This window comes from Mycolicibacterium xanthum (assembly GCF_019710635.1).
Classification (GTDB): Bacteria; Actinomycetota; Actinomycetes; order Mycobacteriales; family Mycobacteriaceae; genus Mycobacterium; species Mycobacterium xanthum.
On the sequence record NZ_JAIFZS010000006.1, the window covers coordinates 228,785 to 241,308 of the forward strand.

Consider the following 12,524-nt stretch of genomic DNA (forward strand, 5'->3'; position numbering starts at 1 on the left):
CCGGACCGGCAGGGTGGAATCGCCTAGACGATGTAACTTGTTGCCGACTGCAGGTGTTCGACGGCCTCGGCGACCATGCCCTCGATCAGCTCGGTACAGGACGGCAGGTCGTCGATGATGCCGGCGACCTGTCCGGAGGCCAGCACGCCGGCCTCGGTGTTGCCCTCGACCAGACCGGCCTTGAGCAGCATCGGCGTGTTGGCCGCCATCACGACCTGCGACCACGTCAGATCCTTGCCGCGGCGCATCTCGAGGCCGTCGCTGATCATCGACCGCCACGTCATGCCGGTCAGCTTCTTGAACTTCTGCGCGTTGCGCACCGCCGCGGCGAAACCGCGGATGGGCGATCCGCTTTCCAGCTTCTCCACCAGGCCGGTCCGCAACACCCGGTGCGGCATGCCGTCGACGCGGGTGGAGACCACGGTGCCGTCCAGCGCCGCCGCCAGGTACCGCTGTTTGACCGCGTCGGGGACCGTGGAGTCCGAGGTCAGCAGGAACCGGGTGCCCATCGCGACACCGGCGGCGCCGTAGCACAGCGCGGCGGCCAGACCGCGGCCGTCGAAGAACCCGCCCGCCGCGATCACCGGCATGCCGGTGTCGGCCACCGCGTCGAGCACCGACGGCAACAGCAGCGTGGTGGCGATCGGGCCGGTGTGGCCACCGCCCTCACCGCCCTGCACGATCACCGCGTCGGCGCCCCAGCCCGCGACCTTCTTCGCGTGCTTGGCCAGCCCGACCGACGGAATAACCACCACGCCAGCCTCTTTGAGCCGGGCGATCAGGTCCGGCTTGGGGGCGAGGGCGAAGGAGGCGACCTTGACTCCTTCGCGGATCAGGACATCGACGCGGTCGTTCGCGTCACCGGCGTCGGCACGGATGTTGATACCGAACGGCTTGTCGGTGGCGGACTTCACCTTGGCCACCGCGGTCGTGAGCTCGTCCAGGGTCATCGTGGCCGAGGCCAGGATGCCCAGGCCGCCGGCGTTCGACGTCGCCGACACCAACCGCGCACCCGCCACCCAGCCCATCCCGGTCTGCACGACCGGATGCTCGATGCCGACGAGCTCGGTCAGCGGGGTTTTCAGTCGGGAGGTCATACCGTTTCCTACTTCACCTCTCGGTCCCGCAGGCCCTTCGGGTCGATGACCTCGCGCAGCAGGCGCTGCTCGTCACCGGTGGGCAGCCGGGTGGTGTCGGCTTCGGCGAGCCCGTGCACCTCGAAGGAGGTGTTCTCGGTGACCTGGTCTGCCGTCACACCGGGATGCAGTGAGACCGACCGCATCCGGTGCTCGGGCCCGTTGAAGTCGAACACGCCGAGGTTGGTGACCACGCGGAAGACGTTGACGAACCGGTAGGCCGGGTTGTCGGGATCGACCTTGTCCCAACCGATCCCGGACACGATGTCGACGGAGTCGCAGAACACCCGCGTGGAGTGATTGCCCACCCAGTAGCTGGTCGCATGGTTGATGGTGTTGCCCGGCGCCCCGCGCACGCCGAACATCTGCCGGGTCGGATGCTGCAGCGGGCCGAAGGCCGAGAGGTTCTGGTTGCCGTAGCGGTCGATCTGGTTGGCGCCCATCACGACGTGGCGGCGACCCCACGCCAGGGTCTCGAACACCCGGCCGAACGGCATCCACCCCTCGATGGCCGCGGCCGCCCCGATGGCCGGGGTGTCGGCGATCAGCCGGGCCTCGCCGTCGGTCAGCAGGATGTCGGGGGAGAAGGTGAGGCGGGCCAGTCGGGCGCCGACCGAGACGATGGTGGTCATCGGGCTGACCATGATCTCGCCGGCGTCGCGGAACAGCTCGGCGCAGGCGACGGCGCACACTTCGGCACGGGTTACCGAGATCACTTGGCGCTCTCCCTCTGTGCGGCCGCCTCCCGGGCAAAGTCGCGTACCGCAGCCTGGTAGTCGGCCTCGCCGCCGGACAGATAGGTGTCGACGAACCGCGCCCACGTCTCATCCGAGCCGGCCGCCTCGGCGTAGTGCCGCTGGAACTTCTCGTCGCGGCGGTAGTCCGGCTCGGCGGTGGTGAAGTGCGCGCCGTTGGGGGCTTCCACCACGGTGTCGACCATCATCCGGTTGATCAGCAGGGCCTGTGGGGGAACGGATTTCACCAGCTCCTCGGTGGGCACCACGTTCTCCACCGACAGCAGGCGCCGCTCTGCGGCCATCAGGAACAGATCGTCGAAATAGGGGTCGATCCCGGTGTAGGCCGCGTTACCGGCGACGTCGCCGACATTCATGTGCACGAACGCCGCGTCCAGTTTCAGCGCGGGCATCGCGATCAGCTCTTCGAAGCCGTCGCCGGTCGGATAGGGCGAGCGCACGGTCTTCAGCTCGTCACCCCAGAACGCGCGCACGTCGCTGCCCAGCCCGGCCCGGATCGGCAGGAACGGCAGGCGCTGAGCGGCCGCCTGCAGGCCGCAGCGCAGCATGCCCTCGTCCATCTCGCGGGATTCGATCGCGCCGGTGGTGCGTGCCTTGGCGAACCAGGGGTCGTAGAACGGCGGGGAGTCCAGCGACACGAACCCGTAGTAGACGCGCTTGACCTTGCCCGCCGAGCACAGCAGCCCGAGATCGGGTCCGCCGTAGGTGACCACGGTGAGGTCGGTGACATCGGTGCGTAGCAGCGCCCGCACGAACGCCATCGGCTTGCGTCGTGATCCCCAGCCGCCGATGCCGATGGTCATCCCGCTCTCGACGCCGGCCACCGCCTCATCGAGAGTAGTTCTCTTGTCTGTCATCGTTCCCCCAGTCGTCCCCTGCGCTGCGCGCGTGGGCCCATCGCTCCTACCCGCCGAATCATCTCGCTCCCTTGTCGGTGCCCGCGAAGGCATCGCGGTGCTCGTCGGAGACGCCGGAGAGGTTGAGCTCGAAGGTGAAGCCCTGCTCCATCCGGTAGCTGGAGTTCACCTTCTGCACGTCGATGAAGTTCAGTGCCTCCTTGGCCGCGCGGATCACCCGGGTGTCCTTGGCGGCGATGTCGCGTGCCACCCGCAGCGCGGCCTCGTCGAGTTCGTCGCGCGGCACCACCTCGTGCACCGAGCCGAAATGGTGCAGGGTCTGGGCGTCGACGGTCGCCGCGGTGAAGAACAGTCGGCGCATCATGTGCTGGGGCACCAGCCGGGACAGGTGGGTGGCCGCGCCCAGTGCGCCACGCTCCACCTCGGGCAGGCCGAACGTCGCATCGTCGGAGGCGACGATCACGTCGGCGTTGCCGACCAGGCCGATGCCGCCGCCGACGCAGAACCCGTTGACCGCCGCCACGACGGGCACCGCACACTCGTACACGGCGCGAAACGCCTCGTAGCACCCGCGGTTGGCGTCCAGAAGAGCGGTGAAGCCCGCCCCCTCTGCTTTCGTCCGTTGCATCTCTTTGATGTCCACCCCGGCGTTGAATCCGCGACCCTCGGCCCGCAGGATCACCACGTGGGTGCCCGCGTCACGTCCGGCGGCGGTGATGGTGTCGGAGAGCTCGAACCAGCCCCGGGACGGAATCGCGTTGACGGGCGGGTAGTCGACGGTGACCGAGACGATGCCCGGTTCCACGTTCTTTGTGCTGACGGTCATCAATGACTCCTGGTCTCCCGGGTCGGCTACCTAAGCAAGCACTTGCTTGGTACGCTAGCACAGTGACTGACGCCGTCGACAGCGCATCCCCGGCGTTCCGGCTGGGCCTGGCCGGCCGGGTCGTGCTCGTCACCGGCGGTGTGCGTGGCGTCGGCGCGGGGATCAGCAGGGTTTTCGCCGGCCAGGGCGCCACCGTGGTGACCTGCGCCCGGCGCCCGGTGGAGGGCAGCCCATACGAGTTTCGGGCTTGCGACATCCGCGACGACGAGTCGGTCACGGCGCTCGTCGACGGGATCGTCGCCGACCACGGCGGCATCGACGTCGTGGTGAACAATGCCGGCGGCTCGCCCTACGTCCCGGCCGCCGAGGCGTCGGCGAGGTTCAGCCGAAAGATCGTCGAGCTCAACCTGCTCGGCGCGCTGTCGGTGTCGACGCACGCCAACGCCGTCATGCAGGGGCAGGACCGCGGCGGCTCGATCGTCAACATCAGCAGTGTCAGTGGCCGTCGACCCACTCCGGGCACGGTGGCCTACGGTGCCGCGAAGGCGGGTATGGAGAACATGACCACCACGCTGGCGGTCGAGTGGGCGCCCAAGGTGCGGGTGAACACCGTCGTGGTCGGCATGGTCGAGACCGAGCAGGCCGAACTGTTCTACGGCGACGCCGACTCCATCGCGGCGATCTCCCGCAATGTGCCACTGGGGCGGCTGGCCACACCGGAGGACATCGGTTGGGCCGCAGCCTTTCTCGCCTCGGATGCGGCGGGCTACATCAGCGGCGCGTCGCTGGAGGTGCACGGCGGCGGCGAACCGCCACACTATCTGTCGACCACCACGGCGGACATCGGTAGGTAAGGAGACAACGTAATGGGACTGCTCGACGGCCGCGTGGTCATCGTGACGGGAGCCGGCGGCGGGATCGGCCGGGCGCACGCGCTGGCATTCGCCGCCGAGGGCGCGCGGGTGGTGGTCAACGACATCGGTGTCGGCCTGGACGGCTCACCGGCCGGTGGCGGCAGCGCGGCCCAGGGCGTGGTCGACGAGATCGTCGCGGCCGGTGGGGAAGCCGTCACCAGCGGCGCCAACGTCGCGGACTGGGCGCAGGCCGAGGGGTTGATCCACACCGCCATAGATAGTTTCGGTGCGCTCGACGTGCTGGTGAACAACGCGGGCATCGTGCGCGACCGGATGTTCGCCAACACCAGCGAGGACGAGTTCGACGCCGTCATCGCCGTGCATCTGAAGGGGCACTTCGCGACGATGAAACATGCCGCCGCCTACTGGCGGGCGCAGTCGAAGGCCGGCCACAGCGTCGATGCCCGCATCATCAACACGAGTTCCGGCGCCGGCCTACAGGGCAGCGTGGGACAGGCGAACTACAGCGCCGCCAAGGCGGGCATCGCGGCGCTGACGCTGGTCGCCGCGGCCGAGATGGGACGCTACGGGGTCGCCGTCAACGCCATCGCGCCGTCGGCGCGCACCCGGATGACCGAAACGGTCTTCGCCGAGATGATGTCGACCCAGGACGACGACTTCGACGCGATGGCCCCGGAGAACGTCTCGCCGCTGGTGGTGTGGCTGGGCAGCGTGGAGTCCCGCGACGTCACCGGCAGGGTCTTCGAGGTCGAGGGCGGCAAGATCCGGGTCGCCGAGGGCTGGGCGCACGGCCCGCAGATCGACAAGGGTGCCAGATGGGATCCCGCCGAGCTCGGCCCCGTCGTCGGTGATCTGCTGGCCAAGGCTCGGCCGGCGGTGCCGGTGTACGGGGCCTGAGATCGGCCCGGTCCCCGGAGCGGCTCGTCGCGTTCTTGTCCCCGGCCGGCGCCGACGTGTGGTGTCCGTCGTTCGCTGTCGTGCAACGGTCTGGTCGCGATCAAATCGACCTTGCAGCCGCGGCGTCCCCCAGAGCCTCTTGTCCAGCAGTCGAGGTTGTGTTCCAACGCCACTCGGAGCCGAATGAAGTCTTGCCACCTCCGCAACGTGGACAACGGGCTGCGACAGCCGGCTTCTCAGGCCGGGTCGCAGATCAGGATCGGAATCTTGCGGTCGGTGTAGGACCGGTAGTTCGGGTAGTCCGGGTACATCGCGTCGAGCTTCGGCCAGTACTCGTCGCGCTCGGCGTCGGTGGCTTCGCGGGCGACGAGATCGAGTGTCTCGTGCTTGGTCTGGAATCTCACCTTGGGATCGGCCTTGATGTTCAGGTACCACATCGGATGGGTGTGGCGGCCGGCCTGGGACGCCACCAGCACGATGCGTCGTCCCTCCTGCAGGAACAGCAGCGGGACGTCGCGGGGCTCACCGGTCTTGCGGCCGACGGTGGTGAGGATGCCGACCTCGGAGCCGTGCAGGAACTTGTCGCCGAACCGTCCGTTCGTCTTCTTGAACAGCCACGTCTGCGCGCGTGACATCCACTTGATTCCGAACCCGACCGCGCTGGAGTTCAGGCTCTTGATCTGCTTGTCGTTCAGCGGACGGGAAGGGTTGGCCACGGATGCACCTTATCGGGTGAGAAACGGTCGGATGGAAGCGTTGATGTGGTGGATCTGGGCGCGTCCCGCCGGATCGTCGGCCGGGATCAGGAACGTTTCGTCGACGCGCGCACCGACCCGGCGGCCGGCCAGCGCCGGTTTGGTCGACAGTTCGAACCGGGCGCGCACGGTATCGCCGTCCACAGTGAACTCCGGCGCCGAGACCTCCCGGATGACCCGGTACTGCGGGCCCCGATTCAGGCTGCGGCGCAGGTGGTTTCCGGAGAAGCCGGTCTTGAGCCCGACCTCCACGCGGGTGCATCCCGGCGCGAACGGCACGGCATCGGCGTCGTGGCTGGCCAGCGCGCTGATGTAGGCCTGGGCCGCGGCGATGCGGTCCGCATCGGAGATTCCCACCTCAGATCCGCTCGATGATCGTCCCGGTGGACAGCGCGCCACCAGCGCACATGGTGATCAGCGCGGTGGTCTTGTCGGTGCGCTCCAGTTCGTGCAGCGCCGTGGTGATCAGCCTGCTGCCGGTGCTGCCGACGGGATGGCCCAGCGCGATGGCGCCGCCGTTGACGTTGACGGTGTCCATGTCGGGTTCGTGTACCCGCGCCCAGGACAGCACCACCGAGGCGAACGCCTCGTTGATCTCGGTGATGTCGATGTCGCCGATCTTCATACCGGCCTTCTCCAGCACCTTCGTGGTGGACTGCACGGGGCCGTCGAGGTGGTAGTACGGCTCGGCGCCGACCAGTGCCTGGCTGACGATGCGGGCCCGCGGCCGCAGTCCGAGGGCCTTCGCCTTGTCCTCGTCCATCCACAGCACCGCGGCGGCGCCGTCGGAGATCTGCGAGGACGTCCCCGCGGTGTGGATGCCGCCCTCGAGCACCGGCTTCAGCGAGGCCAGGCCTTCCAGGGTGGTGTCGCGCAGCCCCTGGTCGCGGGTGACCGGCGCGCGTTCGTCGGTAGGCCGCTTGTTCTCGTCGAGCACCGGGGCCTCGATGGGCGAGATCTCGCGGTCGAACCGGCCTTCTGCCCAGGCTCGCTGGGCCTTGCGCTGCGATTCGAACCCGAAGCGGTCGATGTCCTCGCGGATGATGCCGCGCCGTTTGGCGATCCGCTCGGCAGCGGTGAACTGGTCGGGCAGATCGATATCCCACGAGGCGGGCCGGATGGTGCTGCGGTCGGGACCGGCGTTGGCGCCGAGGCCGACCCGGCTCATCGCCTCGATGCCGCACGCGATGCCGACGTCGATGGCACCGGTCGCGATGAGGCCGGCGATCAGGCCGTTGGCCTGCTGCCCGCTGCCGCACTGGCAGTCGATCGTCGTCGCGCCGACCTGCTCGGGCAGTCCGGCCACCAGCCAGCCCACCCGCGTGATGTTGTTGGACTGCTCGCCGAACTGCGTCACGCAACCACCGATGACCTGCTCGACCATGTCTGCTTCGAAGCCGGAGTCGACCCGTGCCTTCTCGACGAGAGCCTTTTGCACCGCCCCCAGCAACTCGGTGGCGTGCAGTCCGGACAGCCAGCCGTTGCGCTTACCGATGGGGCTACGGGTGGCTTCGACGATGACGGGGGTACCCATTCCGTCAGGCTAGAACACGTTTCATTACTCTGACAAGCGGGGATGCCCTCGTGCCTTTCATCTGCGTAGAAGCCATGTTTTACTGGCACTAGAACACGTTGCAATTGAGGAGTGCACCACAATGCCCGGCGCCAATTCTTGCCCCGTCAGCCCTGAGTTCGACTTCCTCGACGCGACCCTGAACCTGGAGCGTCTGCCGGTCGAGGAGCTCGCCGAGTTGCGCAAGAGCGAGCCTATCCACTGGGTCGACGTGCCCGGCGGGACCTGTGGGTTCGGCGACAAGGGCTACTGGCTCGTCACCCGGCACGCCGACGTCAAGGAAGTCTCCAGGCACAGCGACATCTTCGGCAGCTCCCCGGACGGCGCCATCCCGACGTGGCCGCAGGGGATGACCCGCGACGCGATCGATCTGCAGAAGGCCGTCCTGCTGAACATGGATGCACCCCAGCACACCCGGCTGCGCAAGATCATCTCCCGCGGGTTCACGCCGCGGGCCGTCGGGCGACTCGAGGCCGAGTTGAAGGTCCGTGCCCACAAGATCGCCGAGTCGGCCGCGGCGCAGGGCTCCGGCGACTTCGTCGAGCAGGTGTCGTGCGAGCTCCCGCTGCAGGCCATCGCCGGCCTGATCGGTGTCCCGCAGGAGGACCGCGACAAGCTGTTCCGCTGGTCCAACGAGATGACCGCCGGTGAGGATCCGGAGTACGCCGACGTCGATCCGGCCATGTCGTCGTTCGAGCTCATCACCTATGCGATGCAGATGGCCGAGCAGCGCAAGAAGAACCCGACCGATGACATCGTGACGAAGCTGATCGAGGCCGACATCGAGGGCGAGAAGCTCTCCGACGACGAGTTCGGCTTCTTCGTGGTCATGCTGGCGGTGGCGGGCAACGAGACCACCCGCAACTCCATCACCCACGGGATGATCGCGTTCTCGCAGCACCCCGACCAGTGGGAGTTGTACAAGAAGGAGCGCCCGGAGACCGCCGCCGACGAGATCGTCCGCTGGGCCACCCCGGTGTCGGCGTTCCAGCGCACGGCGCTCGAGGACACCGAGCTCGGCGGGGTGAAGATCAAGAAGGGCGAGCGCGTCGTGATGTCCTACCGCTCGGCGAATTTCGACGAAGAGGTGTTCGATCACCCCTACGACTTCAACATCATGCGCGACCCGAACCCGCACGTCGGGTTCGGTGGCACCGGGGCGCACTATTGCATCGGCGCCAACCTCGCCAAGATGACCATCAACCTGATCTTGAATGCGGTGGCCGACACCATGCCCGACCTGAAGCCGATCGGTGAGCCCGAGCGGCTCAAGTCGGGCTGGCTCAACGGCATAAAGCACTGGCAGGTTGACTACACGGGTAGCTGCCCCGCCGGCGAGCCGGCGAATCGGGCCTCGGCCGGCGAGCCGGCGAATCAGACCTCGGCCGGCGAGCCGGCGAATCAGACCTCGGCCGGCTAGACCGCAGAAGACTCGAGGAGGAGTCGGGTGGATTTCAGTCCAGACGAAGGACAGCAGGCCGTCGCCGACGTGGTGACCTCGGTGCTCGAGCGCGACAACAGCTGGGATGCCCTGGTGTCCGGTGGCGTGACCGCGCTGGCTGTCCCGGAGCGGATCGGCGGCGACGGCGTCGGTCTGGCCGAGATCGCGACCGCGCTGACCGAGATCGGCAGGCACGGCACCGTCAGCCCCGCGCCGGCGACGTTGGGTGCCACGGCGGTGCTGCTCGACCTGGCCACCGAGGCCCAGCAGGACCGCTGGCTGGCCGGTGTCGCGAAGGGGTCCGTGCTGACGCTCGCGTTGAACGAACCCGGCGCACCGCTGCCCGACCGGCCGGGCGTCGTGCTGTCCGGCGGGAAGCTCAACGGCACCAAGATCGCGGTCGGCTATGCGCAACAAGCGGATTGGATTGTCGTGACGGCCGATTCCGGCGTCGTGGTGGTGGCCCGTGACGCTGATGGTGTGCAGGTGACGTCGACCCCCGCTGCCAACGGGGGCAAGGAGGCGACGGTGTCGTTCACCGATGTCGCCGTTGCCGACGAGGACGTGCTGGCCGGCGCCGAACCGGCCCGGGTGAACCAGCTCGCGCTGGCCGCGGTGGGGGCCTTCGCCGCGGGGTTGGTCGCCGGAGCGTTGCGCCTGACCGCTGATTATGTCGGCAGCCGTGAACAGTTCGGCAAGCCGCTGTCCACGTTCCAGACGGTGGCCGCTCAGCTCGCGGAGGTCTACATCGCCTCGCGCACCATCACGTTGGCTTCGAACGCGGTGACGTGGGAACTGTCGCAGGGCCGGGACGCCACAACGGATCTCGATATCCTCGGGTACTGGATCACCTCACAGGCACCGCCGGCGATGCAGCTCTGCCACCACCTGCACGGCGGGATGGGCATGGACATCGACTACCCGATGGACCGGTACTACTCGACGATCAAGGACCTCACCCGACTGTTGGGCGGTCGGTCACACCGCCTCGATCTGGTGGGAGCGTAAATGTACATCGAACTGACACCCGAGCAGAAGCAACTGCAAGCCGAACTGCGCGAGTACTTCTCGAATCTGATCTCCCCGGAGGAGAGCAAGGCGATGGAGAAGGATCGCCACAACGACGCTTACCGCGCCGTCATCAAGCGGATGGGATCCGATGGCAAGCTCGGTGTGGGCTGGCCCAAGGAGTTCGGTGGGCTGGGGTTCGGCCCGATCGAGCAGTCGATCTTCGTCAACGAGGCACAGCGCGCCGACGTCCCACTGCCTGCCGTCACGCTGCAGACCGTCGGTCCCACGCTGCAGCAGTATGGGACCGAGGCGCAGAAGCAGAAGTTCCTGCCCGCCATCCTGGCCGGGGAGGTTCACTTCGCGATCGGCTACACCGAGCCTGAGGCCGGCACCGACCTCGCCTCGTTGCGCACCACCGCGGTTCGGCAGGGCGACGAATATATCGTCAATGGGCAGAAGGTGTTCACCACCGGTGGTCATGACGCCGACTACATCTGGCTGGCCTGCCGAACCGACCCGAATGCCGCCAAACACAAGGGCATCTCGATCCTCATCGTGGACACGAAGGATCCCGGCTACTCATGGACGCCGATGATCCTGTCCGACGGTGCCCACCACACCAACGCGACCTACTACACCGATGTGAGGGTGCCCGCCGACATGCTCGTCGGCGAGGAGAACGGCGGCTGGCGGCTGATCACCACCCAGCTGAACAACGAGCGGGTGATGCTCGGTCCGGCAGGACGTTTCGGTTCGCTCTACGATCGTGTGCACGAGTGGGCATCCAAACCGCTTGCCAACGGGGACATCCCGATCGAGCACGACGACGTCAAGCGTTCGCTGGGCGAGTTGAAGGCCATGTGGCGGATCAACGAGCTGCTCAACTGGCAGGTCGCAGCGGCCGGGGAGACGATCGACGTCGCGGATGCCGCTGCCACCAAGGTGTTCGGTACCGAGCGCATCCAGTACGCCGGCCGGCTGGCCGAGGAGATCGTCGGCAGGTACGGCAATCCCGCCGACCCGGAGACCGCCGAGCTGCTGCGCTGGCTCGACGCACAGACCAAGCGAAACCTGGTGATCACGTTCGGTGGTGGGGTCAACGAGGTGATGCGCGAGATGATCGCCGCCGCCGGCCTCAAGGTCCCGAGGGTTCCGCGGTGAGGGCTTGCCCGAAGAGCAGACGGCACCGATGAGGGCTTGCCCGAAGAGCAGACGGCACCGATGAGGGCTTGCCCGAAGAGCAGAGGGAACCGATGAGCACCGATGACATCAAGGCCGCGGCCGAGCGGGTCAAGGCCGATGGCAGGAGCAAACCCCGGGCCGGCCGCCATCCGGTGAACCAGCCGATGGTCGACCACTGGCTCGACGCGATGGGCGACCGCAACCCGATCTACGTGGACGACGACGTGGCCAGGGCGGCGGGCCATCCGGGCATCGTCGCACCCCCCGCCATGATCCAGGTGTGGACCATGATGGGGCTAGGCGGTGTGCGCGCCGACGACGATCCGCTCAGCAGGATCCTCGAATTGTTCGACGACGCAGGATATGTCGGTGTGGTCGCCACCAACTGCGAGCAGACCTATCACCGCTATCTGCGCCCCGGCGAGGAGGTCAGCGTCGCGGCCGAGTTGACCGACGTGGTCGGCCCGAAGCGCACGGCGCTGGGCGAAGGCTTCTTCATCACGCAGCGCATCACCTGGACGGTCGGTGACGACGAGCCCGTCGCCGAGATGATGTGGCGCATCATGAAGTTCCGGCCCGCCGACCAGGATGCACCGCCGTCGGCCGTGCCCGAGGATCTGAGCGCCGAGTCGATGATGCGACCGGCATCGTCGAAGGACACCAAGTTCTTCTGGGACGGCGTCAACGCACACGAACTGCGTATCCAGAAGCGGCCGGACGGCACGTTGCAGCATCCGCCGGTGCCGGCGCTGTGGGCGGATAAGGAGGAGCCCATCGAATATCTCGTCGCCGGCGGTAACGGCACCGTGTTCAGCTTCGTGGTGCACCACGCACCCAAGGTGCCCGGGCGCACCCTGCCGTTCGTCATCGCGCTGGTAGAACTCGATGAGGGTGTCCGGATGCTCGGTGAACTCCGCAACGTCGATCCCGCCGCCGTGGAGATCGGGATGCCTGTCCGCGCAACGTATATCGACTTTCCCGACGGGGAATCGGGTCCGGCCTGGACCCTCTACGCATGGGAGCCGCGGGCATGAGCGCCGAATCCGATATGGCCGCCGGGGCGGCTGCCGAATCCGATGTCGCCGCCGGGGCGGCTGCCGAATCCGATGTCGCCGCCGGGGCGGCTCCGGCGACCCCCGAGGTGGGTACCAAGCTGCCCGAACTGTCGCTCTACGGCGATCCGACCTTCATCGTCTCGACCGCCATCGCGACACGC

Annotated in this window: 13 protein-coding genes and 1 pseudogene; 7 read left to right on the forward strand and 7 right to left on the reverse strand. The window is 67.7% G+C overall.

From position 1 onward, the window contains the following. Positions 1-23 precede the first annotated feature (23 nt). From ipdC to echA20, 4 genes are read right to left on the reverse strand one after another with little or no spacing between them, the layout of a single operon-like run. The gene (ipdC, locus tag JDV09_RS04265; protein ID WP_221367854.1) at positions 24-1,097 is read right to left on the reverse strand and encodes a (3aS,4S,5R,7aS)-5-hydroxy-7a-methyl-1-oxo-octahydro-1H-indene-4-carboxyl-CoA dehydrogenase; all 1,074 of its coding nucleotides are present in this window, start codon (positions 1,095-1,097) and stop codon (positions 24-26) included. An 8-nt stretch (positions 1,098-1,105) separates the two neighbouring features. Further along, entirely contained in the window at positions 1,106-1,852 is a 747-nt protein-coding gene (gene ipdB, locus JDV09_RS04270) for a cholesterol ring-cleaving hydrolase subunit IpdB (protein WP_221367855.1), read from the reverse strand. Then, positions 1,849-2,748: a cholesterol ring-cleaving hydrolase subunit IpdA gene (ipdA, locus tag JDV09_RS04275; protein WP_221367856.1), complete on the reverse strand. Its 900-nt coding sequence runs from the start codon at positions 2,746-2,748 to the stop codon at positions 1,849-1,851. Before ipdA ends, ipdB begins: the two co-directional genes overlap by 4 nt. Positions 2,749-2,806: 58 nt before the next feature. Next, a complete protein-coding gene (echA20, locus tag JDV09_RS04280; protein ID WP_221367857.1) occupies positions 2,807-3,574 on the reverse strand; it encodes a (7aS)-7a-methyl-1,5-dioxo-2,3,5,6,7,7a-hexahydro-1H-indene-carboxyl-CoA hydrolase in 768 nt (255 codons plus the stop codon). 62 nt (positions 3,575-3,636) lie between these two features. On the opposite strand from echA20, the gene JDV09_RS04285 reads away from it, so the two are divergent. Together JDV09_RS04285 and JDV09_RS04290 are read left to right on the forward strand one after the other, a co-directional pair. Further along, positions 3,637-4,428, forward strand: a complete 792-nt coding sequence (locus JDV09_RS04285) for an SDR family oxidoreductase (RefSeq protein ID WP_308123999.1) — start codon at positions 3,637-3,639, stop codon at positions 4,426-4,428. A 12-nt stretch (positions 4,429-4,440) separates the two neighbouring features. Beyond that, entirely contained in the window at positions 4,441-5,346 is a 906-nt protein-coding gene (locus JDV09_RS04290) for an SDR family oxidoreductase (protein ID WP_221367859.1), read from the forward strand. Between the two features lie 236 nt (positions 5,347-5,582). Here the strand turns inward: JDV09_RS04290 and JDV09_RS04295 are convergent, their stop codons facing one another. The 3 genes from JDV09_RS04295 to JDV09_RS04305 are packed head-to-tail and all read right to left on the reverse strand — an operon-like array spanning position 5,583 to position 7,635. Continuing rightward, positions 5,583-6,062 (reverse strand): nitroreductase family deazaflavin-dependent oxidoreductase, encoded by a 480-nt coding sequence (locus JDV09_RS04295; protein WP_308124000.1) that lies wholly within the window; start codon positions 6,060-6,062, stop codon positions 5,583-5,585. Between the two features lie 9 nt (positions 6,063-6,071). Further along, positions 6,072-6,458 carry a DUF8021 domain-containing protein gene (locus tag JDV09_RS04300; protein WP_221367860.1) on the reverse strand — a complete coding sequence of 129 codons (387 nt, stop codon included), beginning with the start codon at positions 6,456-6,458 and terminating at the stop codon, positions 6,072-6,074. A gap of 1 nt (position 6,459) precedes the next feature. Then, complete coding sequence (locus JDV09_RS04305) at positions 6,460-7,635, reverse strand: steroid 3-ketoacyl-CoA thiolase (protein WP_221367861.1); 1,176 nt, start codon at positions 7,633-7,635, stop codon at positions 6,460-6,462. A 121-nt stretch (positions 7,636-7,756) separates the two neighbouring features. On the opposite strand from JDV09_RS04305, the gene JDV09_RS04310 reads away from it, so the two are divergent. The 5 genes and pseudogenes from JDV09_RS04310 to JDV09_RS26525 all read left to right on the forward strand — a co-directional run. Next, positions 7,757-9,094 (forward strand): cytochrome P450, encoded by a 1,338-nt coding sequence (locus tag JDV09_RS04310; protein WP_221367862.1) that lies wholly within the window; start codon positions 7,757-7,759, stop codon positions 9,092-9,094. 27 nt (positions 9,095-9,121) lie between these two features. Next, positions 9,122-10,123 carry an acyl-CoA dehydrogenase family protein gene (locus JDV09_RS04315; RefSeq protein WP_221367863.1) on the forward strand — a complete coding sequence of 334 codons (1,002 nt, stop codon included), beginning with the start codon at positions 9,122-9,124 and terminating at the stop codon, positions 10,121-10,123. Then, the gene (fadE29, locus tag JDV09_RS04320) at positions 10,124-11,287 is read left to right on the forward strand and encodes an acyl-CoA dehydrogenase FadE29 (protein WP_221367864.1); all 1,164 of its coding nucleotides are present in this window, start codon (positions 10,124-10,126) and stop codon (positions 11,285-11,287) included. 92 nt (positions 11,288-11,379) lie between these two features. Beyond that, positions 11,380-12,342 (forward strand): bifunctional MaoC family dehydratase N-terminal/OB-fold nucleic acid binding domain-containing protein, encoded by a 963-nt coding sequence (locus tag JDV09_RS04325; protein ID WP_221367865.1) that lies wholly within the window; start codon positions 11,380-11,382, stop codon positions 12,340-12,342. After that, positions 12,339-12,524: pseudogene (locus JDV09_RS26525) on the forward strand (hypothetical protein); the annotation flags it as partial. The gene JDV09_RS04325 and the pseudogene JDV09_RS26525, both read left to right, overlap by 4 nt.